Below are 21,817 nucleotides of genomic sequence, written 5' to 3' on the forward strand. Positions count from 1 at the left end.
GCCATGACACAACCAACCTTGACCCCAACCTTGTTCGAAAACGGCATCTGGCGCGGGTACCTGCAGGCCGACACTGAACCGCATGTCGAAGTCCGTTACATGGGCCAGGCGCTGGAGGGTGTGCTCATGACCGCCACCGATGGTGGTTGGGAACTGAGTGTGCCGGTGCCATCAACCGCTATCGCCGACGGGGTTCATTGCTTTGTAATAGCCGATGCAAACACAACACAGAAGATCGGTGAATTCACAATCATTGCGGGGGCATCAGCCGCAGATGATTTGCGAACCGAAATCGCTTTGTTGCGGGCGGAGCTCGACTTGTTGAAACGGGCATTTAGACGGTCTCAGGCACCTTCGGACTGATCCGGGTTTTCTTCGTTTCCAAGGCTTTGTCTATCTTTCAGGCGGAATCCGTGCATCATAAAAGTCATCCGAAGCAACCCGGGTGCGAAAATGGACCGCAGCAGTATCGTCAAGGTCATCGCTCTGATGGTGACAGGGTTTGGGATCGGTATCGACTTTACCGGCGCTCTTATTCTTGTCCCCGCCATCGAAAACAGTTTTGACGCTGATATTACCAGCACCCAGTGGGTGCTGAACATCTACGCCTTGTTTTTTGCCATGACTATGGTCGCCGGGGGGCGCATGGGGGACATGTTTGGGCACCGCAAGATGATGATCATTGGGCTGGCAATCTTTCTGTTTGCGTCCATCATGTGCTTTGTCTCTCCCAGTCTCGACTTTCTGATTGTGGCTCGCGCATTGCAGGGGATTGGTTCCGGCTGTGTCTGGCCTTGCACATTGGCTTTTGGCGCAACCAAAGTCTCGCGCCCTGAACACCGCGCCATGATCATGGGCATGATCCTGGCCGGTGTGACCAGCGGCAATGTCTTTGGTCCGCTGATCAGCGGTGCCGCAGTCAGCTTTGGGGATTGGCGGTTTTTCTTTCTGGCAAACGTTGTGTTCTCGACCATTTCGATGGTTACGGCCTTGATCCTTATGGAACGCGAAACCCAACATAAAAAGGGCGAACATATTGACTTTGCCGGGATGGGTATTCTCTCGCTTGCTGTTCTTTTGCTGCTTTATGGGCTGGACGTCGGTGCGGACTGGGGCTGGACGTCTGTCCCGCTGCTGATGTTGTTTTTCGTCAGCGCCGCGCTGTTCTTCTTTTTCCCGCAAGTCGAAAAGCGCGTGAAAGAGCCTCTCTTGCTGCCACAAATGATGCAGAACCGCGAGTTTCGGATCACGCTGGGACTGAACATGTTCAACGTGTCGGCGGCATTTGTAGGGCTGCTATATTTCCCTCAATACATGCAAAAGGTCCTTGGTTGGTCCGTGTTTGAATCCGCGATTGGGCTTGCCCCACTGACACTCCTGCTGGCCGTCGGCTCAATTGTTTCGGGCACGCTTTATAATGATTTCGGGCCAAAGCGCCTGCTGTTCTGGGGGTATTTGATCGCAACGACCGGCGCTCTCAGTATTATTATCTTGCCGGCGGGGCTGGGATATTTTCAGATTTTGCCCGGCATGGCGATGATCGGGCTGGGCGCAACGTTGACGGTTGGGCCATCAGGCACTGCAGCCGTTTGCGCCGTCAAACCTGAACGCGCCGGACTTGTCGGCGGGCTGAGCTTTATGACCCATCTGGTATACGGCGCTATATCCGTCGCCTTCGCGACCGCAATAATGTATGTCGTCAGCCTGTCCAGCCTCAGTAAACAGCTGGTTGCGGATGGGATCAACATGTCTGCAACCGATCAAAAGGCGATCAACGGTGGAACGCTTACGACCGGTACGGCCCGCGCTATCATGGAAAAGCTAAGCTCGGAAGAGGCCGATAAGGTCAAATCCGCCGTCGCTGCCGCATTCGATGCAGGTATGAACATGGCCTTTGTTTTTGCGGCCATCTCGGTCTCGATAGGCATTGTTCTGGCGATGATGCTTGACGAAGAAAAACTGCACAAGGTTGAGGGCTGATCCCGGCCTTTGCAGAAAGGGCCGCCTGTATCGGCGGCCCTGTTTGTCTTATTGAGACGGTCCGTTGGGATTGAACGCCGACAAACCTTTGAGGATGTCGATGGCGTAGGCCAGCTGATAATCCTCTTCCCGTAATTCAGCAGTGGCTTCGGCTTTGGCGCGGTCTTCTTCGATCTGACGAATTTCATCTTCGCTGAGGCTGTCATTGTTCAGGCTGCCGCGCAGGTCAGCTTCGGACCGCGTGCGGGCGTTGGCTTCCTCTTCCTCGGCATCCGGCGCAGGGCGCGGTTGTTCAACGATGATGTCGGGGCTGACGCCAAGTGCCTGAATTGACCGGCCCGAGGGCGTATAATAGCGCGAGGTCGTCAGACGCATTGCACCATCGCCACGCAGCGGCATGACCGTTTGCACCGATCCTTTGCCAAAGCTCTTGGTGCCGACAACGATCGCGCGACGGTGGTCTTGCAGCGCGCCGGCCACGATTTCCGATGCAGAGGCGGACCCGCCATTAATCAGGACAACGATTGGTTTACCTTCGGCCAGATCACCCGCTGTTGCATTGAAACGCTCACCGTCGCTTGGGTCACGACCACGGGTGGACACGATCTCGCCTTCGTTCAGGAACGCGTCCGAAACTTTGATCGCCTGGGTCAGCAGCCCGCCAGGATTGTTCCGCAGGTCAAGGACAAAGCCATTGACCTTGTCCAGACCACCAGCTTCTTCGATCTGTTCATTCAGGCCTTCCTGCAGGTTCGGGAAAGTCTGGTCGTTGAATGTGGTGACACGCAGAACAACGCTGGTGCCTTCGGTTCGGGCACGCACGGCTGTTAGCTTGATGGTGTCCCGGATGATGGTGATATCAAACGGCTCTTGCTCGCCCTCACGGACGACCGTGATCACGATTTCCGACCCAACCGGGCCACGCATCAGATCCACGGCCTTGTCCAATGTCAGGCCAAGGATGCTTTCCCCATCGACATGCGTGATGAAATCACCCGCTTCGATCCCCGCCTCATCTGCCGGGGTATCGTCGATCGGCGAGACAACTTTGACATAGCCTTCCTCTTGTGTGACCTCGATGCCCAATCCGCCGAATTCGCCACGTGTCTGCACGCGCATCTGCTCAGCATCATCTGGCGAAAGGTAGCTAGAATGCGGATCAAGCGAAGTGAGCATACCGTCGATGGCCGCTTCGATCAGCTCTTCCGGCTCCACGTCTTCGACATACTGGGCGCGGATACGTTCAAAAATATCCCCGAACAGATCCAGTTGCTCGTACACGCTGGCCTTCCGGTCAGCCTCTTGCGCCAGCAAAGGACCAGCAATTTGTGTAGTTGCGATTACACCTGCCACGGTTCCGGCCAGACCGGCCATCAGAAATTTCTTCATACTCGTTTATCCATCCTTGTCGGTCCGAAACCATGATTCCGGGTCCACGGGGCTATTATTCTGTCTTACCTCTATATAGAGCGTTTCTGACCGGCCAGTTCCAGTGCCATCACTGCTTGTTGACAAAATTGCGCCGATTTCGGGCGATTCACCAGGCATCAAACCCACCGGAGTGCCTTCGGGGATCACCTCGCCCATGTCTCCGTAAACGTCTTGCAGCCCGGCGAACACGAACAACAAGCCCGGTTGCGGCTCGAGGATCATGACGTTCCCAAGCTCCAGCAATGGTCCACGGTACCGGATTGTTGCCGCGGTTGGCGCTGTAACAATTGCCCGAGGACGGGTGGCCAGAACCACACCGGGGCGCGTCACACCAGCCGCGTCAGTCTCATCCGCGCGGTGCAAAACTACGCCTTGGGTCGGCAATTCAATCCGCCCCTTGCGGTCAGAGACATCCGCATCTGTTTCGGCAATTTCGCCTTCCGAGATTTCGGACAATCCACTGGCAAAGCCGTCCAACGTCTCGGTTGATGAAATCAGGATGGCCGTGCGAACCGGATCTTCGACAAAGCGACGGGGCAAATCCGTGCGGTCAGCGATGGCTTCACTGAGGCTGGTGCGCGCGTTTTGCACACCGGTTAACCCTTCGACCAGAGTGTCTGCAGCACTTTGCTGAAGTTTCCGAAGGGTCTGGACCTCTTGCAGATCATGGGCCAGTGCCTGCGCGCGCGCGTTCAGGCCGGGAGTAACTTCGGACAGCATCATGCCTGCCCGTGCGGAACCAAGGGGACCGGACGGGTGCAGCATCAGAACGGGTGGTGCCGTGGTCTCAATGGTCTGCAATACACCCAGCAGCTGCGCGACCTCCTGTTCCCGCGACCGCAATTCTGCTGTCAGCTGTGCCTCGCGGGTCGCTGCCATGCGCAACCCGTCCCGCATCGCCGAAAGCCCGGCCTCATAAGCCTGGATAGTTTCGGTCAGGGCACGCACGCGGTCGCGGGCACCGTCGGCTTCAGTCAGGTTGATCGAGGCCTGTTCCAGCATGCGCGCCGCATTCAAGGCTGCTGTGGACGGATCATTCTGCGCGCTGGCAGGCGACGCAAGACATATCGCAAAGATAAGCGCGCGCATCGTCATGACAGCAGGCTCTGCCCCGTCATCTCGGGCGGTTGCTCAAGACCCATCAGGTCCAACAGCGTCGGGGCCAGATCGGAAAGGCGGCCGTTGCGCAACGAGACACCTTTTGGCCCACCGACCAGCGCCACGGGAACCGGGTTCAGAGTATGCGCGGTGTGCGGCCCGCCGGTTTCGGGGTCAACCATGACCTCGCAATTGCCGTGATCCGCAGTGATGATCATCGCACCACCAACCTTGTTCAGCGCCGCGACAACCTGCGACAAGCCTTGATCGACGGCCTCACATGCCTTGATTGCGGCTTGCAGATCGCCCGTGTGACCAACCATGTCCGGATTGGCATAGTTGGTGACGATCAGGTCATAGTCCGCCTCGATCGCCTCGACAAACTTCGCCGTCACTTCGGCCGAAGACATCTCGGGCTGCAGGTCGTAGGTGGCTACTTTGGGCGATTTCGGCATAAACCGGTCTTCGCCTTCCTCGGGCGTTTCCTTGCCGCCATTGAGGAAGAACGTGACATGGGGGTATTTTTCGGTCTCGGCCAGACGGAACTGGCGCAACCCCTTCTTGGCAACCCACTCACCCAAAGTGTTCACGATTTTCCGCTTGGGGAACACGGTTGTCATATAGGCATTGTGACCGTCGGAATATTCGACCATTCCCAACAGGGCGGAAAGCTGCGGGCGCGGGCCCGTATCGAAGTCCGAAAAGCCCGGTTCGCCAATCGCGCGCAAGATTTCACGGGCGCGGTCCGCTCGGAAATTCAAACAGAAAACCCCGTCACCATCCTGAATGCCGTCGTAACCTTCCAGAACAGTGGGAGCGATGAACTCATCGGTTTCAGACTGGTTATATGCGTGATCCACAGCGCTATGCGCAGTTGTGGCAGCCCGACCCTGGCCTTTGACCATCGCATCATAAGCCTCGCTGACGCGTTCCCAGCGATTGTCCCGATCCATTGCAAAATACCGACCGCAAACCGTGACGATACGCGCCTCATCGGGCAAACGATCTTCAAGCTCAGACAGGTAAGTAAATGCCGATTTCGGAGCGACGTCGCGCCCGTCCGTCATGGCGTGCAACGCCACCGGAACGCCCGCATCGGTGATCGCCTTGGCAGCAGCGACGATGTGGTTCAAATGACCGTGGACACCACCGTCCGAGACCAAACCCATTAGATGCGCCGTTCCACCCGCTGCCTTCACCTTTGCGATGAAGGTCTGCAATGCGGCACTGTCGAAAAAGCTGCCGTCTTCAATTGCCAGGTCGATCTGCCCCAGATCCATCGCAACAACACGGCCCGCGCCAATATTGGTGTGGCCAACCTCGGAATTGCCCATCTGGCCGCTGGGCAAGCCGGCATCAGGGCCATGTGTAACTATGGTCGCGTGCGGCCCATTGGTCATGATGGCATCAAAGGTCGGCGTGTTTGCAAGATACGGCGCGTTAGACCGTGTGTCTTCGGACAGGCCCCAACCATCAAGAATGCACAGGACGACAGGTTTGGGGGCGGTCATTGCGGCTCTCCGGATTTCTGCTCTGGTCGGTCTTGTATCGCCTGCCCTCGGGCAATTGAACCTTATTTTGTGCGCGGTCGTGCAGATTTAATACTTAGGCCGCCCAACCCTTGTTTATCAATTCCGTATACGGACGCGCCGTGCGACCGCGATACTTGACGGTCAGGTCCAGCGGCACATCTTTTTCATCATAGACCCCGACCATGATCCCCCTGCCCCGGCTTTTGCTCCGCATCTCAATCAACTGCTGTTCCGACCGCGTGGTGCGTTGCGATTGGCGGCGTGTCCAAACGAAAAGATGGTCGTACATTTTGGCAATTACATCGGCGTGATCGGCATTGTCCCCCAGATCGACAAGCTCAGTAGGGTCATTTTCCAGATCGAACAGAATAGGCCGATGGCCGCCTTCGCAGTGGATCAGCTTCCATTTTTTGTTAGCTGCCATGAACATTACTGCGTCCCGGACAGAGGCATTCAGCATGTCTGCAATTGGTGATGCAGAGTAGTCGTACTCACAAATCACCACATCGCGGGGTGTATCGTTCTGCTGCCCATACAGGATCGGAAGCAAGGAATGCCCTTCAAGAATATGCCCTGCGATCTCACCGCCCGCCACATCCACAAATGTCGGAGCAAGGTCGATGGATTCGACCAACGCATCGCTGACGGTTCCGCGCGTTCCTTCCGCCTCAGGCGAGGGATCGTAGATGATCAGCGGCACCTTGGTCGAGGCATCCTGAAAGAACGTTTTCCCGCCCATCCAGTGATCACCTAGAAAATCGCCGTGATCGGATGTCAGCACGATCATTGTGTCCTCCATCCGGCCGGTCTTCTCCATCCAGGCAAACAGTCGCCCCATCTGGTCATCGGCCTGCTTGATCAGCCCCATATAGGCCGGGATCACCGCATCACGTACATCCTGCCGCGAGAACGCTTGCCCCACTTTTGTATCCATGAACGCCTTGAGCACCGGATGCGCATTCTGACGTTCCGTGTCGGAGCGCACGACCGGCAGAACATGTTCCGGCCCGTACATCGAGGCATAAGGTTCCGGCACAATGTATGGCCAGTGCGGCTTGATAAAGCTCAGATGACAGCACCACGGGCCATGATGGGTATCCATGAATTCGATGCCTCGTCCGGTCAGATAAGGGGTTTCGCTGTCCTCTTCCGCTATGTTGGCCGCCTCGGTTGAGTTCTTCAAAAACCAGCCGGACAGGACATTGCCGTCCTCATCCAGCCCCGAACTAGCAAAGTCGTGCCAAGGGTTGTCACTCTCATACCCTTTTGCAGCCAGATGCTTATTGAATTCCTTTGCGCCATCCGGATCATAAAACCCGTCAGGTCCTTCGGGCAGCATACCGTCATCGCGTTCATACACATCAAACCCGCATTCCGCGACGCGCGCGCCGATCAGACTGTTAGGCTCCAATCCCAGCCGCTCCATGCTTTCCGCATCTGCGCGCATATGGGTATTGCCAACCAACCAGCAGTCCATGCCTGCCTTGCGCAAGTGATCCCCCATCTTGATTTCACCAACTTTCAGCGGAATGCCATTCCATGAGGCGCCGTGTGAATGCACGTAGCGGCCGGTATATGTCGACATGCGCGAACTGCCGCAAATCGGGGACTGGATGTAGGCCCGATCAAAGCGGACTCCGTTTGCAGCCAGCCAGTCAATGTTGGGGGTGTGCAAATACGGTTGCCCGTAACAGCTGAGGTAATCCCAGCGCAGCTGATCGAACATGATAAACAGGATGTTTTTTGGCTTTGGCCAAACGCGCGCCCTCCCCCAAGTTACCTCAGGGGTCTATTTAGCCATTACCTTCACTATAGCGACGCGCAATCTGCGTTTAAGCCTGACGCTCCATCTGCTCAAGCATCTTTTTGGCACGTTTACACTGCAATTGATCGCGCAGAGGCGAGTCCGGGTCGACATCCTTTTGGCAGACCACGCACTTGTCCGCGCCCGAGATTGCGTTCAGACCACCACAGCTGCCTTTGATCGTCTTGCCCATCAGCATGACACCCAGCGACATGCCAACCACGATGATCAAAAGCAGAAAAAAGGCTATGATAAAGGTGCTCATCCCGGTTCTTACCTGTCAGTTGGTGCCCAGTGCGTCTTTGAACGCAGTGCTGTGAACCGTAATATAGGCATCGTCGCCGCCTGTCACATCCCGCGAAATGAAATACACGGCAAGTTTATGTTTTTCGGCCAGTTCCAGGCCCTTATCCTGACCCAGCGCCAGCATTGCCGTCGCCCAGGCATCCGCCATCATCGCATTTTCAGCCAGAACCGTGACCGAGGTCGTGCGATGCGTGATCGGACGACCTGTTGTTGGGTCGATGATATGCGAATACCGCACGCCGTCCTGTTCAAAGAAATTCTTGTAGTCGCCAGAGGTCGCCATACCGAGGTTGTCCAGTTCAACTACCAACTGCAGGTTTTGGGGCCCCGCTTCGGGTTTTTCGATCCCGATCCGCCAAGCCTCACCCTTGTCGTTCTGGCCCATGGTGACCAGATCACCACCGATCTCGACCATATAGTTTTCGATCCCAGCGTCGCGCAGCGTCGCAGCCACCGCGTCGATGCCGTATCCTTTTGCGATTGCAGACAGGTTGATGCCAACGCCAGCATCTGATTTGGCCAGTGTTCCGCTTTCGCTATCCAGCGTTAGCAGGCGGTCTTGACCGACGCTGTCCAAAGCCGCCTGAATCTCAGCGTCAGATGGGACAGGATCTTCTGGCTTGCGTGGACCAAAGCCCCACAGTTCGATCAGCGGGCCAAGTGTTACGTCGAACGTGCCGCCCGATCTATTGTGCACGTCATTCGCTGCACCGATAACCAGCGCAAATTCTTCCGAAACCTCGGTGGGTTCCGTGCTGGACGACGCCGAAAATGTCGAAACCTCTGAGTTGGGGTCCCAGTTGGACATCTTGGCGTTCACGTCTGCCAAAGTCTCTTCGACGGCAGAGCCCAATGCAGTTTCATCCACATCCGTGCCGATAGCGGTGATGTTGAATGTGGTACCCATGGTCTCACCGGACAGGCGCACAACCTCGGGTTCTTTGTCAAAGAGACATCCTGAAACAAGTGTTGCAACAGCCAGAACAGGCAAAAGGCGCATCGAGAGACCTCCAGAGGAAAACCGTGCCCGGCATATGCCAGCGGCCCCCTGCAGAGTCAAACCGACTTCACAGCTTTAGCGGCAGGAACCCCAGAACCAGCAAGCCGACGCCTGCCGGCACACCAAACAACCAAGCTTTTTTCTGCCAGCCTACAGCCTGCTGTTTCCACGCCATTCTAAAGTTGTGGCCACAAACAACCACAACAAAGAAAATCAGCGCTGCGATGGGTGGGGTAAGATAAAGGTCAGACAACAGTCCGGATATCCTTGTTTTGCGGCAGTTTTCCCCGGTTTGGGCATTTGCACCCTATACAGGCCGCATTGCTGCGGTAAGGTGTAAGGGAAGCCATCTCAAAAATAAGAGGAGATTGCCAATGGCCCCAACCTCATATCAGCCCCCTACCCGCGGCGACAAGACCGATACAAGCACGCACAGCCAATCGGTTGAATCCAATCTGTCGCACTCGCAGACGACGGTGGCAAAATTGCTTGCGGGTAAAGGGGATGCTGTATTTGCGGTGCGCCCAAACGACACGATCCATTCGGTCGTGAATACCCTCAGTGAAAAGCGGATTGGTGCCGTGGTCGTGACCGACCAGAACGGCACCCTTCAGGGTATTCTGTCCGAACGTGACATCGTCCGGCGCATGGCTGATACGCCCGGCCAGACCTTGCCACAATCCGTCGAGGATCTGATGACGCGCGAGGTCAAGACATGTTCACCAGACGATCTGTTGAATGATGTCCTGAAAACCATGACCGAAGGACGTTTTCGCCACATGCCCGTTGTTGGCGACGGGAAACTGCGCGGCGTAATCACAATCGGTGACGTTGTTCATTTCCGACTAAAAGAGCTGGAGTATGAAGCGTTGCGTATGAAACAAATGATCGTAGGCTGATCCTTCCGGTAGAAATCCCTTGACCTTGGCTGACTGACAGTATCCTTGATGCAAAAATTTGTTCGGTTATAGGTCGAGGGTAAAATGAAGCACGTTCTGGTAACGGGTACAGCGGGTTTCATCGGGTTCCATCTTGCGAAACTGCTGCTTTCGGAAGGATTCCGGGTGCACGGCTATGACGGGATGACCGATTACTATGATGTCGCGCTAAAAAACCGCCGGCATCAGATGCTGCTGCAAAACCCTGGGTTTTCCGTCACCGAGGATTTGTTGGAAAATCACGAAAAGCTCAAGCAGGTTGGTGATGAGTTTCAACCTGACGTGATCGTGCACCTCGCCGGTCAGGCAGGCGTGCGTTACAGCTTGGAGGATCCGCGCAGCTATATCGACTCGAACATTGTCGGCACGTTCAACGTGATGGAAGTTGCACGCGAACATAATGTTGAACATCTTTTGATGGCCTCAACATCGTCGGTCTATGGCGCGAATGAGGTTATGCCCTTTACCGAGGTTGAAAAGGCCGACACGCCTCTGACCATCTATTCGGCGACCAAAAAGGCCAACGAGGCCATGGGGCATTCCTACGCGCATCTTTGGAACCTGCCCACAACGATGTTCCGGTTCTTTACAGTTTATGGCACCTGGGGACGCCCTGACCTGGCACTTTACAAGTTTGTGGATGCCATTCTGGATGACCGTCCGATCGACATCTACAATCATGGCGACATGTATCGCGATTTTACCAATGTGGATGATCTTGTCCGCGGAATCCGGCTGTTGATCGACAGCCCGCCCGCGCGCCCCGACAGCGCAGATGACATCGAAGAAGGCGACAGCCTTTCGCCCGTGGCGCCTTGGCGCGTGGTTAATATCGGTAACGGCGACAAAGTGCGCCTGTTGGATTTTGTAGAGGCGATTGAAGAAGCTGTCGGCAAGAAAGCAGTCAGAAACTATATGCCCATACAGATGGGCGATGTCCCGGCCACCTGGGCCGATACCGATCTGTTGCAGCGGTTAACCGGGTATCGTCCACAAACCGATTTCAAGGTCGGGATTGCCCAGTTCGTGGAATGGTTCCGCGACTATCATGGAAAATGAGCTGATTTCCCGAATGTTCGAAACAAACCCCAATTCCCGTAAAATTGCCGTCATCGGCCTGGGTTATGTCGGCCTGCCACTGGCAGTGGCATTTGCCGGGACTGGTCCGGTCATTGGGTTTGATATCAATGCCGAACGCATTGACGCGTTGCGCGCGGGGCTGGACAACACTCAGGAAGTAGAACGCGAAGATCTGACCGCTGCGACAGGTTTGATCTTTACTTCGGAACCTACCGATCTGGCGGGATGTGACACCTTTATTGTGACGGTTCCAACGCCAATCACGGCGGGCAAACAACCGGATTTGTCGCCCTTGCTAAGTGCGTCCGAGACGGTCGGACGTGTTTTGAAAAAGGGTGACTTGGTGATTTACGAGTCCACGGTTTATCCAGGTGCTACCGAGGAAGACTGTGTGCCCGTCCTCGAGCGGGTTTCCGGACTTACATTCAACGCGGATTTCTTTGCCGGATACAGCCCAGAGCGGATTAACCCCGGTGATAAGGGCCATCGGATCTCGGACATTTGCAAGGTGACCTCGGGTTCAACCCCCGAAGTTGCCGATTTGGTAGATGCTCTTTATGGCCGGATTATCGCGGCGGGTACGCACAAAGCGGAAAGCATCCGCGTGGCGGAAGCCGCGAAAGTTATCGAAAACACCCAACGCGATCTGAACATCGCGCTGGTCAATGAATTGGCGATGATTTTTGGACGCCTGGGCATTGATACTGATGCCGTTTTGCGCGCAGCTGGCACCAAGTGGAATTTTTTGCCCTTCCGTCCTGGCCTGGTCGGCGGACACTGCATCGGCGTCGATCCTTATTACCTGACACATAAGGCAGAGGCGGTCGGCCATCATCCACAGATCATTCTGGCTGGGCGACGCCTGAACGACAGCATGGGCGGCTATGTCGTGTCGCAACTGGTAAAGCGGATGACCCGCGTCGGGATTGACGTAGGATCGGCGCGCGTGCTGGTCATGGGGCTGACATTCAAGGAAAACTGCCCGGATCTGCGCAACACAAGGGTCGTCGATATCATAGACGAACTTAAGGATTACGGTATTGAGGTCGATGTGCACGACCCGCACGCCGATGCCGCCGAAGCGTTGGCCGAGTATGGAATTTCCCTTGTCGCCACCCCCGATGAACGCGCCTATGACGGCGTCGTTTTATCCGTCGCACATCAGGAATTCCTAGATGTCAAACCCGCGCAAATCAGAGCGTATGGAAAAGACACAAGCGTGGTCTTCGACGTTAAGTCGGTGCTACCGATAGAGGCCAGCGACCTTCGTCTTTAAGCACAAAAGAAAACCGGCGCTATAAGCGCCGGTTCTTTGTTTCTTACCCGCCGAAATCGTCGAGCATGATGTCTTCGCGGTCCACACCCAGATCCAGCAGCATGTTGATGACCGACTGATTCATGATTGGTGGGCCACACATATAGAACTCACAGTCCTCAGGCGCAGGGTGGTTCTTGAGATATTCTTCGAACAGAACATTGTGGATAAAGCCGGTGTAGCCTTTCCAATCGTCCTCTGGCTGCGCATCCGACAGGGCAACATGCCATTCAAAGTTGTCGAATTCCTCGGCCAGAGTGTCGAAGTCATCGACAAAGAACATCTCTTTCTTCGAACGCGCGCCATACCAGAAGCTGATTTTGCGGTCTCGATTTTCCAGACGCTTGAGCTGGTCGAAGATGTGACTGCGCATGGGCGCCATACCGGCGCCACCGCCGATAAAGACCATCTCTTTCTGGGTGTCGCGGGCAAAGAATTCGCCGAACGGGCCCGAGATGGTAACCTTATCACCCGGTTTCAGGTTGAAGATGTAGGACGACATCTGACCCGCTGGGATACCCTCGGAACCAGGAGGTGGCGAGGCAACGCGGACGTTCAGCATGATCATGCCTTTTTCGTCCGGGTAGTTGGCCATTGAATACGCGCGCTCGATCGGTTCGTTCACAACCGATTCATACTGCCACAGATTGAAGCGGTCCCAATCTTCGCGGTATTCCTCTTCCACGTCGAAATCAGTGTATTTCAACGCATGCGCAGGGGCTTCGATTTGGATGTATCCGCCAGCGCGGAAATTCACGTCCTCGCCCTCGGGCAGATCCAGCGTCAGCGCCTTAATGAAGGTTGCCACGTTTTCGTTTGAGCGAACCGTGCATTCCCATTTCTTGACGCCAAAGACCTCTTCGGGAACTTCGATGTCCATGTCCTGCTTGACCGCAACCTGACAGGACAAGCGGTCGCCGCAGGAGGCTTCGCGCTTGGTGATGTGGCTTTCTTCGGTAGGAAGGATTGAACCACCGCCTGAATGCACACGCACACGGCACTGCGCACAGGTGCCACCACCACCACAAGCGGACGGCACGAACAACTTCTCAGCCGCCAATGTTTGCAGCAGTTTGCCACCTGCAGGAACGGAAATGGTTTTTTCACCGTTGATAGTGATGTTCACATCGCCGGTCGATACCAGTTTCGAACGGGCGGCCATGATGAGGGCCACCAAAGCGACAACGATCAGGGTGAAAAGGACGACGCCCAGGCTAAAAGTTTCCATTCGTCCCTCCTTACAGCTTCACGCCCGAGAAAGACATGAAGGCCATAGCCATCAGTCCCGCGGTGATGAAGGTGATGCCAAGGCCCTGCAGACCATCGGGAATGTCCGAGTACTTCAGCTTTTCACGCACACCAGCCATCGCAGTGATCGCCAGCGCCCAACCAAAGCCCGAAGACAGACCATAGGTGGCGGCTTCGGCGAAGTTATAGTCACGCTCGACCATGAACAGCGATCCACCCAGAATGGCGCAGTTCACCGTGATCAGCGGCAGGAAGATCCCCAGCGCGTTGTAGAGCGGCGGGAAATACTTATCCAAAACCATCTCGAGGATCTGCACCATCGCCGCGATCACGCCGATGTAGGAAATCAGACCAAGGAAGGTCAGGTCCACATCAGGGAAACCCGCCCAGGCCAACGCGCCGGGCTTCAGCAGATAGCTGAGCAGCAGGTTGTTCGTGGGAACGGTGATCGCCTGCACAACCATCACCGAAATACCCAGACCCAGCGCAGTCGAGATCTTCTTGGACACGGCGATGAATGTACACATCCCGAGGAAGAAGCTGAGCGCGAGGTTTTCAACAAAGATGGCCTTTACGGCCAGTGAAATCAGACCTTCCATCAGTGGGCCTCTACCTGCTGAATTTTGTATTCACGTTCTTCGACCTGGTTCGGCTTCCATGTGCGGAAGGCCCAGATGATCAGGCCGATGATAAAGAACGCGGACGGCGGCAGCAGCAGCATGCCGTTGGGCACGTACCAGCCACCATTGTTGACGGTCTCCAGAATGGTGACGCCAAACAGCGACCCGTTGCCGAACAGTTCGCGAATGAAGCCAACAAGCAGCAGGATCAGACCGTAGCCCATTCCGTTGCCCAGGCCGTCAATGAAGGACGCGACGGGCGGGTTCTTCATCGCAAATGCTTCGGCGCGGCCCATCACGATACAGTTGGTGATGATCAGGCCGACAAAAACCGACAAGGTTTTGGAAATCTCAAAGGCGTAAGCCTTGAGAACCTGATCCACCAGGATCACCAGCGACGCGATGATCACCATCTGTACGATGATCCGGATCGAGCCCGGGATCTGGTTGCGTAGGCAGGAGATGAAGAAGGACGAGAACGAGGTCACGAAGGTAACCGCCAGCGCCATCACGAAGGACACCTGCAGCGAAGAGGTCACCGCCAGCGCCGAACAGATACCCAGCACCTGCAGTGTGATCGGGTTGTTGTCGACAAGCGGGTCGACCAGCATCTCTCTCTTGGTCTGGGACATCAGAACTCTCCTGCTTGCAGTTTGGCCAGGAACGGAGCGAAGCCCGCATCACCCATCCAGAATTTCACCAGGTTATCAACACCAACCGAAGTCAGCGTGGCACCGGCCAGCGCATCTACATAAAAGTCGGGGCCAGCGGCAGGTTGCGACTTGGATACTGTGATCTGCAGATCACCGGCATCATCCCGCAGCTTCTTGCCGTTCCACAACGCTTTCCAACGCGGATTGTCCACCTCGGCGCCAAGACCGGGGGTTTCGCCGTGCTGATAGAATTGAAGGCCGTAGATATCGTTGCCGTTGTTTTCCAGCGCGATAAAGCCATAGAGCGTCGACCACAGACCATAGCCGTGCAGCGGCAGGATCACCTTGTCCAACTCGCCGGATTCGTCGCGCAGCAGGTAGACAACACGGTACAACGCCTTGCGACCAATACCAGCCGGGTCATCGTCCAGCGCGACGCTCAGCTCTGGATCGCTTGCGGCGGCCAGATCGTCGAAGGTTGCGGGATCGAACTGGTCGTCGACGAACTCACCCGTCGAAAGTTCAACAACGTGCGGCTCGAATGCGGCGAACGCCTCAGACACGTCGGTGCCGGGTTCATAAACACCAGCTACCTGCAGAACGTTGATCTGCTTGTCCTTCAGCGCGTTGGCTTCCTGGACCGGGCGCAGGCTAACGGCTGCGGCTGACACGACCATCGAGGCCACCAGACAAACGGCGACGGCGATAAAGATCGTTTTACCGACCGAGTCCGGCGAGGCCGCCAGAAACTTGGCAATCGCGCCCTTGGGTTCTGGGGATTGCGTATCAGACATGGCGACGCGCCCTCCGTTTGATGTTTGCCTGAACGACGAAGTAGTCAATCAGCGGTGCAAAGACGTTACCGAACAGGATTGCCAGCATCATGCCTTCGGGGAAAGCGGGGTTCACCACACGGATCAACACAACCATGATACCGATCAGAGCACCGTAGATATACCGGCCCATGTTGGTATGGCTGGCTGAAACGGGCTCGGTCACCATGAAAGCCAGACCGAAAGCGTAACCACCGACGACGACGTGCCAGTACCATGGCATCGCGAACATCGGGTTGGTATCCGACCCAATGAGGTTAAACAGCAGCGTCAGACCTATGGTCCCAGCCAGACAGCCGACAATCAGTCGGAAATTGGCGATGCGGGTCGTTAGCAGGAATGCCAGACCGATCATACAAGCCAGCGTTGATGTTTCACCAAAGCTGCCCTGCATCTGACCAAGAAACGCATTCCACCATGTCAGCCCCTCGGTGGCCAACGCCTGATATCCTTCTGAGGCGGATACCGACAGAGCTGTCGCGCCTGAAAAGCCATCAACCGGGGTCCAAACCGTGTCACCTGACATGTTCGCCGGATAGGCAAAGTACAGGAACGCACGACCGACGAGTGCTGGGTTCAGGAAGTTCTTGCCAGTGCCACCAAAGACTTCTTTACCAATCACCACCCCGAAGATGATGCCCAACGCAACCTGCCAAAGTGGCGTAGATGCGGGCAAGATTAGCGTGTAAAGCATGGAAGTTACGAGGAAACCCTCGTTCACTTCATGGCCGCGAACAGTCGCAAAGATGACCTCGAAGATACCGCCTGCAACCAGAGTGACGATGTAAATCGGCAGGAAATACATCATCCCGTGCATCACATTGGCAAAGATGCTGGCGGGGTTCAGCGAGATACCGAACATCTGCAGAATGGCGATCCGCCAGCCAGTGGCTGAATCGGGTCCAAGCGCGGCAATGGCCGAGTTCGCCTGAAAGCCGGTATTGTACATTCCCCACAGGATACAGGGGATCGTGGCGATCACGACATAAGTCATGATCCGCTTCATATCCACGTAGGACCGCGCATGGGGTGCAACGGAGGTTACGGTTTTCGGAGTGTAGATGAAGCTTTCGACCATCTCGTAGATGGGGAAATACTTCTCGTACTTGCCGCCTTTGGTAAAGTTCGGCTCGATCCGGTCAAAGAAGTTGCGCAAACCCATTCGGATCAGCCCTCCTTTTCAATCTTTGTCAGGCAGTCGCGCAGCGCCAGCCCATATTCATATTTCGCCGGACAGGCAAAGCCGATAAGGCCAAGGTCCTCTTCGTCCAGCTCCAGCGCACCCAGCGCCTGTGCAGTATCGGTGTCCATTACCAGCAAAGCGCGTAGCAATTGCGTCGGCAAATAGTCCTGCGGCATCAACTGTTCGAACGTACCGGTCGGCACCATTGCACGGCGTCCGCCATTCAGATTGGACGTGAATGCAAACAGCTTCTTGGCAAAGGCCGAGCCGAGAACTGGCTGAACCGCGTATTTCGACGGCATCGGAAGAATCCAGCCCAACGTATGCTGATCATGGTCTTCGCGGATGATGCTGATCTGGCGCGCGAAACGGCCCAGGTAGGCTTGTGGCCCCTCTGCATGGCGGCCCGACAGGATCGAGCCTGAGATCACACGGGCAGTCCCGTCCACATTAATTTCGTCGCGGGTCAGATCATCAGTCGATGCCCCCATGACAGTGCGGATCAGGCGGGGCTGACGCGCGCCGGGGCCTGAAAGGGCAACCACGATGTTCGGATCCAGATGACCCGTTTGCATCAGACGACCAATCGCGATGACATCCTGATAGCCAATTGTCCAAACCTGCTTTTCGCCGGCCAGTGGCTCAAGGAAGTGGATGTGGGTTCCAGCCAGGCCTGCGGGGTGCGGTCCGGAAAATGCTGCGGCTTCAACACCCGGAATGTCGGCGCCCGGCAGGGCTGCGCCCTCATTTTGGCACAGATACGTCTTGCCCTCGGTCAGCTTGGCAACTGCGCTCAGGCCGACAGCAAAGGCGTCACCTGCATCCTGGATAATGATCGCGGCATCAGCGGCCAGAGGCTCGCTATCCATCGCTGTCACGAAAATTGCCGTGGGCTTGGTACCCGGTGCGGGCATCTTGGAATAGGGCCGCGTGCGGAAAGCGGTCCACAGGCCAGCCGCACATAGACGTTCGGTCACGCCCTCGGCGGTATCGGCGTCGCCCACAGCCGAGAAATCCAGACCTGTGTCGTTGACGTCCGAGACTTCGATCACGACGCTCTGCAACACCCGACGCGCACCACGGTTGATGGCCACGATCTTGCCGCTGAGCGGGGCGACCATCATCGCCTCGGGCACGTCCTTGTGGCAAAACAACGGTGTGCCCCGCTGAACCTCTTCACCCTCTTGAACCAGCATGCGCGGTTTCAGGCCCAGATAATCAGCCCCCAAAACCCCGACAGACCTGAATTCAGGACCCGGTTGGATCGTCTGCTCTGGCGCGCCTTGCACCGGCAACTCCAACCCTTTTTTCAGTTTGAAAGTTTGCATGTCGCTACTGTCTTCCAAGCCTCTTTCCTGCAACACATCGTTCCCACCACTGCATAGTGGCACAAAACGATCTGTATGTGGGAGCCTGTGAGCAAAAAAGGCGCATAGCACCTGTTTTCATTCCAAGCTTCGTTTTGATCACGGTCCCTTTACGCGGGGATGTTGCCAAACGCAAACCCGTTGCCGCCTAAATTGCCGATATTTTGTCAAATTAACTTGAAGGGCTGCATTTTGGACCTGTTGAAATTGCATATCGCACCCGCAACACTTCCGGTGTAAGCACCCGGGATGGAACCAAACAACGATTTTGAGATTTTTCTGGTGGCAACGCCCGGCCTCGAAGCCCCGCTGCATGCCGAAGCAGTCGAGCAGGGATTCGCAGATGCAAAGCCGGTACCCGGCGGCGTCACCTGTCGTGGAAGCTGGCCTGAAGTCTGGCGCGCGAACCTGTGTCTGCGCGGTGCGAACAAGGTTCTGGTGCGATTGGGCGGGTTTCCCGCAGTTCATTTGGCACAACTGGATAAACGGGCCCGAAAATTTCCCTGGGCCGATTTTTTGCGTCCCGATGTGCCCGTCAAAGTCGAAGCGACAAGTCGCAAATCCCGAATCTACCATGCAGGGGCCGCCCGGCAACGTATCGAAGTGGCAATTACGGAAACTCTGGGCGCACCGGTTTCGTCCGATGCGGCTGTGCGCGTCCTGCTGCGCATCGAAAAGGACCTATGCACCTTTTCGATCGACAGTTCCGGCGAGCCTTTGCACAAGCGCGGCCACAAACCGGCTGTCGCCAAAGCGCCGATGCGCGAAACGATGGCGGCTATGTTTCTCCGAGAGTGTGGATTTGATGGGTCCGAGCCAGTTCTGGACCCGATGTGCGGCTCTGGCACCTTTGTCATTGAAGCCGCCGAAATCGCGCTGGGGCTGCGCCCCGGCCGTACCCGCAACTTTGCCTTTGAAAATCTACCGAGTTTCGACCCCAACGTCTGGTCCTCGATGCGCGAGCAACAACCTTTGGCCAAACCGGACGTCGTTTTTCATGGCTCAGACCGCAATAGCGGAGCGATTGAGGCCTCGACCAAAAACGCTGACCGGGCCGGGGTTGCCGATTTCACCATGTTTCAGACGCGCTCGGTCAGCGACATAAAACCCCCGTCGGATGCCGCAGGTCTTGTTATTGTCAACCCACCCTATGGTGCCCGGATCGGGGATGAAAAACGCCTGCGATCCGTTTACGGCAGCTTGGGCAAGGTACTGCAAACCAAGTTCAAGGGCTGGCGTATCGGTATCGTGACCAGCAACGCAGGCCTGGCCCGATCCACCCGCCTGCCGCTGTTGCCCCCCGGGCCAATTGTGGACCACGGTGGCACCAAAATCCGACTGTATCAAACTGGTGTTTTGACCTGATCCGATGCCCGGGAACGACGAAGGCAATTCGCACAAACGACACGGAAACCCCCTTGCACATCCAAAAATGCAAGTATAAATCACGCGCCACGGTCGGAGTGTAGCTCAGCCTGGTAGAGCACTGTCTTCGGGAGGCAGGGGTCGGAGGTTCGAATCCTCTCACTCCGACCAATAAAACAAGGCGCCTGAGGGCGCCTTTGTTGTTTTCAGAGGAATGGCCGCAACGATATCCGCAACGTTTCGTTCGATAGATGTGCTCAGTTCGTTCACTACCGGCATCCACCAACTACCGAATTAGCACTTCATATCTTCCAGTCCATAATTCCCGCCGCGTTCTTAAGCGCATCTGGGCTGTAGGACCGATAGACGTTTTCCAGGGTTTCGCGCGAGGTCGCAAAATAGGCCGTTGCGTCCTCCAGTGTCATGCCGCGCATGAACGCCCAGGTAACCGCTGTGTGCTTTAGGGTGTGCGGCGTCACATCCTTTAGACCGGCCCGCTGGACGGCCGCACGAAAGGCCTTGTCGATCCGATCTATCGGCGCCCCCTTAAACGACACTACGTGGCTCCCCTGCTGGGCCCAGGTCTTCATCTCCGCGTGGAGCGTGCCAGGCATCTTGACCATTCCCTTGCGCTTCTTGGTCTCGGCCTAGGCCTTGCCAAGGAAATGGATCACCCCGCTGTCAAGATCGACCCAGCCGCTATCAAGGGAGGGCATCCACTTCAGCCTCGTGATCGCGGTCTTCCGACGTCCGGTGTATAGCGCGATCTTGATGAACCGCTGGACGTGAGAAGCAGAGGCTTCCAGCAGGCGCTGGATCTCCTCCTCGGTCAGCCAGCGGTCATTGGCGACTCCCTTCTCAGGCAGGGTTACGATTGGTGCATGGCTGATCCTGCGCGACGCCAGGGCGTATTTGACAGCGGCGTTCAGTGTGTTCATCTCGCGCCGGACGGTCCATGCGGCGCACCGCCTCCAGGCCGTATAGCCCCGGCACCTGTCGATGTCGATCTGGGACACCTTGAGGTCGCTCCAGTAGGGCGACAGTGCCTGTATCGTGTAGAGCAGGCGGTCCCTGTCGCGGACCACCTTTACCTTAGCCTCGCCGTAATGCACCAAAACCTCGCCGACGGTGATCTCGCTCGGGTCGCGGACGCGATCATCTTGCCGCTTCTTGCTGGCAATATAATTACTCAGGACTTCTTCCGCTGCCTCATGAAATCCATCACCAAAGCCTGTCCGGATCTGCTGCCCTCCGTCGAGGATGACCCAGGCGCCATCGTCCTTACGCTGGAAGAGCCGGGCCGGTTTGCGTTTACGGGGCATGTCGTGAACCTATTCAATTCGTCGTGAGTCATGTAGTAGCGCTTGCCGAGGCGAACGGCGTTAACCTCGCCCTGATGGATCAGGGTCCGAACCGTTCTGGGGGTGATCGTGCGATGTAAGGCGGCCGCGAATTCCTCGATCGTGATGAGTGCTTCGTCACTACTCATTACGTAACCGCCCAGAGGGTTATATCCACAACCCAAATGCCAGGGTGGTATTCAGCCATCGAAGTTTCGGACACGGGCGCCGAATTCCTGATCTGCGTACGCATTGCCGGGAGGTTCCTTTTTCGTGTGATCAATAAGTCTATAGCAAGCACAACGTCGGATGCGCGTTGTAGATCGGAGAAAAATCATAAGCTATTGATATATTTCGAAAGTAAATTTTGGATGGTACCGCTCTCCACCATTTTCGATAGTGATTTCGATAACCCAGGGACTGACTACAAGTTCAAGCCGGCGCTCCCTAGCGGGCTTCCCGCGCCGACCTCTGCGCCCGACTAAAACAAGGCTGCGTAACTAAGATGATCCTTTGGCTGAAGTGTCCATCCACGCTGCCTTGACTACGCGTCTACTGATCATCATCAACGATAGCTGTCCTGTTTTTCTGCACACCCTTCGAGAACAAGTTCGATCCAGCGGTTGCCGGTAGTCGAACCTATCCTTTTTGTCTGACGTCAGCGCCTACCGGACAGATTTGGGGTTTGAGCAACGGAGGATTTCTGGTTCATCGAAGCCGTTAA

Annotated in this window: 21 protein-coding genes, 1 tRNA gene and 1 pseudogene; 7 read left to right on the plus strand and 16 right to left on the minus strand. The window is 56.2% G+C overall.

From position 1 onward, the window contains the following. Positions 1-3: 3 nt before the first annotated feature. Positions 4-363: a hypothetical protein gene (locus AC2FI8_RS20770; protein WP_496726923.1), complete on the plus strand. Its 360-nt coding sequence runs from the start codon at positions 4-6 to the stop codon at positions 361-363. Positions 364-453: 90 nt separating this feature from the next. After that, positions 454-1,980, plus strand: coding sequence for an MFS transporter (locus AC2FI8_RS20775; RefSeq protein WP_496780812.1), 1,527 nt, complete (start codon positions 454-456; stop codon positions 1,978-1,980). A 48-nt stretch (positions 1,981-2,028) separates the two neighbouring features. On the opposite strand, the gene AC2FI8_RS20780 is transcribed toward AC2FI8_RS20775, so the two are convergent. The 7 genes from AC2FI8_RS20780 to AC2FI8_RS20810 all read right to left on the minus strand — a co-directional run bounded on the left by AC2FI8_RS20780 (position 2,029) and on the right by AC2FI8_RS20810 (position 9,404). After that, entirely contained in the window at positions 2,029-3,369 is a 1,341-nt protein-coding gene (locus tag AC2FI8_RS20780) for a S41 family peptidase (RefSeq protein ID WP_058277149.1), read from the minus strand. Positions 3,370-3,375: 6 nt separating this feature from the next. Next, a complete protein-coding gene (locus AC2FI8_RS20785) occupies positions 3,376-4,506 on the minus strand; it encodes a murein hydrolase activator EnvC family protein (protein ID WP_496780813.1) in 1,131 nt (376 codons plus the stop codon). Continuing rightward, positions 4,503-6,020, minus strand: a complete 1,518-nt coding sequence (gene gpmI / locus AC2FI8_RS20790; protein ID WP_496780814.1) for a 2,3-bisphosphoglycerate-independent phosphoglycerate mutase — start codon at positions 6,018-6,020, stop codon at positions 4,503-4,505. Before gpmI ends, AC2FI8_RS20785 begins: the two co-directional genes overlap by 4 nt. Positions 6,021-6,114: 94 nt before the next feature. After that, entirely contained in the window at positions 6,115-7,779 is a 1,665-nt protein-coding gene (locus tag AC2FI8_RS20795; RefSeq protein ID WP_496780823.1) for a sulfatase-like hydrolase/transferase, read from the minus strand. A gap of 94 nt (positions 7,780-7,873) precedes the next feature. Further along, the gene (gene nqrM / locus AC2FI8_RS20800; protein ID WP_058277146.1) at positions 7,874-8,110 is read right to left on the minus strand and encodes a (Na+)-NQR maturation NqrM; all 237 of its coding nucleotides are present in this window, start codon (positions 8,108-8,110) and stop codon (positions 7,874-7,876) included. A gap of 15 nt (positions 8,111-8,125) precedes the next feature. Then, entirely contained in the window at positions 8,126-9,151 is a 1,026-nt protein-coding gene (locus AC2FI8_RS20805) for an FAD:protein FMN transferase (RefSeq protein WP_496780815.1), read from the minus strand. A 67-nt stretch (positions 9,152-9,218) separates the two neighbouring features. Further along, positions 9,219-9,404 (minus strand): hypothetical protein, encoded by a 186-nt coding sequence (locus tag AC2FI8_RS20810; RefSeq protein WP_496780816.1) that lies wholly within the window; start codon positions 9,402-9,404, stop codon positions 9,219-9,221. A gap of 121 nt (positions 9,405-9,525) precedes the next feature. Here AC2FI8_RS20810 and AC2FI8_RS20815 point away from each other — a divergent pair, with 121 nt between their 5' ends. From AC2FI8_RS20815 to tviB, 3 genes are all read left to right on the plus strand, one after another. After that, complete coding sequence (locus tag AC2FI8_RS20815) at positions 9,526-10,050, plus strand: CBS domain-containing protein (protein ID WP_109311025.1); 525 nt, start codon at positions 9,526-9,528, stop codon at positions 10,048-10,050. Positions 10,051-10,134: 84 nt separating this feature from the next. Then, positions 10,135-11,148 (plus strand): NAD-dependent epimerase/dehydratase family protein, encoded by a 1,014-nt coding sequence (locus tag AC2FI8_RS20820; protein WP_496780817.1) that lies wholly within the window; start codon positions 10,135-10,137, stop codon positions 11,146-11,148. Positions 11,149-11,161: 13 nt separating this feature from the next. Continuing rightward, positions 11,162-12,445 (plus strand): Vi polysaccharide biosynthesis UDP-N-acetylglucosamine C-6 dehydrogenase TviB, encoded by a 1,284-nt coding sequence (gene tviB, locus AC2FI8_RS20825; RefSeq protein ID WP_496780824.1) that lies wholly within the window; start codon positions 11,162-11,164, stop codon positions 12,443-12,445. A gap of 43 nt (positions 12,446-12,488) precedes the next feature. On the opposite strand, the gene nqrF is transcribed toward tviB, so the two are convergent. The 6 genes from nqrF to AC2FI8_RS20855 are packed head-to-tail and all read right to left on the minus strand — an operon-like array spanning position 12,489 to position 18,349. Beyond that, a complete protein-coding gene (gene nqrF, locus AC2FI8_RS20830) occupies positions 12,489-13,712 on the minus strand; it encodes an NADH:ubiquinone reductase (Na(+)-transporting) subunit F (protein ID WP_496770058.1) in 1,224 nt (407 codons plus the stop codon). A 10-nt stretch (positions 13,713-13,722) separates the two neighbouring features. Then, positions 13,723-14,331 (minus strand): NADH:ubiquinone reductase (Na(+)-transporting) subunit E, encoded by a 609-nt coding sequence (nqrE, locus tag AC2FI8_RS20835; RefSeq protein ID WP_010441340.1) that lies wholly within the window; start codon positions 14,329-14,331, stop codon positions 13,723-13,725. After that, the gene (locus tag AC2FI8_RS20840) at positions 14,331-14,984 is read right to left on the minus strand and encodes an NADH:ubiquinone reductase (Na(+)-transporting) subunit D (protein WP_058272101.1); all 654 of its coding nucleotides are present in this window, start codon (positions 14,982-14,984) and stop codon (positions 14,331-14,333) included. The genes nqrE and AC2FI8_RS20840 overlap by 1 nt, the downstream gene beginning before the upstream one ends. Next, positions 14,984-15,799: a Na(+)-translocating NADH-quinone reductase subunit C gene (locus AC2FI8_RS20845; protein WP_058272102.1), complete on the minus strand. Its 816-nt coding sequence runs from the start codon at positions 15,797-15,799 to the stop codon at positions 14,984-14,986. Before AC2FI8_RS20845 ends, AC2FI8_RS20840 begins: the two co-directional genes overlap by 1 nt. Beyond that, positions 15,792-17,000, minus strand: coding sequence for an NADH:ubiquinone reductase (Na(+)-transporting) subunit B (locus tag AC2FI8_RS20850; protein WP_109311030.1), 1,209 nt, complete (start codon positions 16,998-17,000; stop codon positions 15,792-15,794). The genes AC2FI8_RS20845 and AC2FI8_RS20850 overlap by 8 nt, the downstream gene beginning before the upstream one ends. Positions 17,001-17,005: 5 nt before the next feature. Then, on the minus strand, positions 17,006-18,349 hold the full coding sequence (locus AC2FI8_RS20855) for a Na(+)-translocating NADH-quinone reductase subunit A (protein ID WP_496780818.1): 1,344 nt from the start codon (positions 18,347-18,349) through the stop codon (positions 17,006-17,008). Positions 18,350-18,637: 288 nt separating this feature from the next. On the opposite strand from AC2FI8_RS20855, the gene AC2FI8_RS20860 reads away from it, so the two are divergent. Together AC2FI8_RS20860 and AC2FI8_RS20865 are read left to right on the plus strand one after the other, a co-directional pair. Beyond that, the gene (locus AC2FI8_RS20860) at positions 18,638-19,753 is read left to right on the plus strand and encodes a THUMP domain-containing class I SAM-dependent RNA methyltransferase (RefSeq protein ID WP_496780819.1); all 1,116 of its coding nucleotides are present in this window, start codon (positions 18,638-18,640) and stop codon (positions 19,751-19,753) included. 94 nt (positions 19,754-19,847) lie between these two features. Continuing rightward, positions 19,848-19,924, plus strand: a tRNA-Pro gene (locus tag AC2FI8_RS20865). 131 nt (positions 19,925-20,055) lie between these two features. Here the strand turns inward: AC2FI8_RS20865 and AC2FI8_RS20870 are convergent. The 3 genes and pseudogenes from AC2FI8_RS20870 to AC2FI8_RS20880 all read right to left on the minus strand — a co-directional run. Next, on the minus strand, positions 20,056-20,310 hold the full coding sequence (locus AC2FI8_RS20870; RefSeq protein WP_496780820.1) for a hypothetical protein: 255 nt from the start codon (positions 20,308-20,310) through the stop codon (positions 20,056-20,058). A 90-nt stretch (positions 20,311-20,400) separates the two neighbouring features. Then, entirely contained in the window at positions 20,401-21,075 is a 675-nt protein-coding gene (locus AC2FI8_RS20875) for a hypothetical protein (protein ID WP_496780821.1), read from the minus strand. Positions 21,076-21,092: 17 nt separating this feature from the next. Beyond that, a pseudogene (locus AC2FI8_RS20880) lies at positions 21,093-21,242 on the minus strand (helix-turn-helix domain-containing protein); the annotation flags it as partial. Positions 21,243-21,817 lie beyond the last annotated feature (575 nt).

The organism is Ruegeria sp. CDSB029, from assembly GCF_059611125.1.

What these genes read in the sequence shown, in the direction of transcription:
- AC2FI8_RS20770 (WP_496726923.1), top strand. Translation starts at nt 4, where the DNA reads ATGACACAACCAACCTTGACCCCAACCTTGTTCGAAAACGGCATCTGG.
- AC2FI8_RS20775 (WP_496780812.1), top strand. Translation starts at nt 454, where the DNA reads ATGGACCGCAGCAGTATCGTCAAGGTCATCGCTCTGATGGTGACAGGG.
- AC2FI8_RS20780 (WP_058277149.1), bottom strand. Translation starts at nt 3,369, where the DNA reads ATGAAGAAATTTCTGATGGCCGGTCTGGCCGGAACCGTGGCAGGTGTA.
- AC2FI8_RS20785 (WP_496780813.1), bottom strand. Translation starts at nt 4,506, where the DNA reads ATGACGATGCGCGCGCTTATCTTTGCGATATGTCTTGCGTCGCCTGCC.
- gpmI (WP_496780814.1), bottom strand. Translation starts at nt 6,020, where the DNA reads ATGACCGCCCCCAAACCTGTCGTCCTGTGCATTCTTGATGGTTGGGGC.
- nqrM (WP_058277146.1), bottom strand. Translation starts at nt 8,110, where the DNA reads ATGAGCACCTTTATCATAGCCTTTTTTCTGCTTTTGATCATCGTGGTT.
- AC2FI8_RS20805 (WP_496780815.1), bottom strand. Translation starts at nt 9,151, where the DNA reads ATGCGCCTTTTGCCTGTTCTGGCTGTTGCAACACTTGTTTCAGGATGT.
- AC2FI8_RS20815 (WP_109311025.1), top strand. Translation starts at nt 9,526, where the DNA reads ATGGCCCCAACCTCATATCAGCCCCCTACCCGCGGCGACAAGACCGAT.
- AC2FI8_RS20820 (WP_496780817.1), top strand. Translation starts at nt 10,135, where the DNA reads ATGAAGCACGTTCTGGTAACGGGTACAGCGGGTTTCATCGGGTTCCAT.
- tviB (WP_496780824.1), top strand. Translation starts at nt 11,162, where the DNA reads ATGTTCGAAACAAACCCCAATTCCCGTAAAATTGCCGTCATCGGCCTG.
- nqrF (WP_496770058.1), bottom strand. Translation starts at nt 13,712, where the DNA reads ATGGAAACTTTTAGCCTGGGCGTCGTCCTTTTCACCCTGATCGTTGTC.
- nqrE (WP_010441340.1), bottom strand. Translation starts at nt 14,331, where the DNA reads ATGGAAGGTCTGATTTCACTGGCCGTAAAGGCCATCTTTGTTGAAAAC.
- AC2FI8_RS20840 (WP_058272101.1), bottom strand. Translation starts at nt 14,984, where the DNA reads ATGTCCCAGACCAAGAGAGAGATGCTGGTCGACCCGCTTGTCGACAAC.
- AC2FI8_RS20845 (WP_058272102.1), bottom strand. Translation starts at nt 15,799, where the DNA reads ATGTCTGATACGCAATCCCCAGAACCCAAGGGCGCGATTGCCAAGTTT.
- AC2FI8_RS20850 (WP_109311030.1), bottom strand. Translation starts at nt 17,000, where the DNA reads ATGGGTTTGCGCAACTTCTTTGACCGGATCGAGCCGAACTTTACCAAA.
- AC2FI8_RS20855 (WP_496780818.1), bottom strand. Translation starts at nt 18,349, where the DNA reads ATGCAAACTTTCAAACTGAAAAAAGGGTTGGAGTTGCCGGTGCAAGGC.
- AC2FI8_RS20860 (WP_496780819.1), top strand. Translation starts at nt 18,638, where the DNA reads ATGGAACCAAACAACGATTTTGAGATTTTTCTGGTGGCAACGCCCGGC.
- AC2FI8_RS20875 (WP_496780821.1), bottom strand. Translation starts at nt 21,075, where the DNA reads ATGCCCCGTAAACGCAAACCGGCCCGGCTCTTCCAGCGTAAGGACGAT.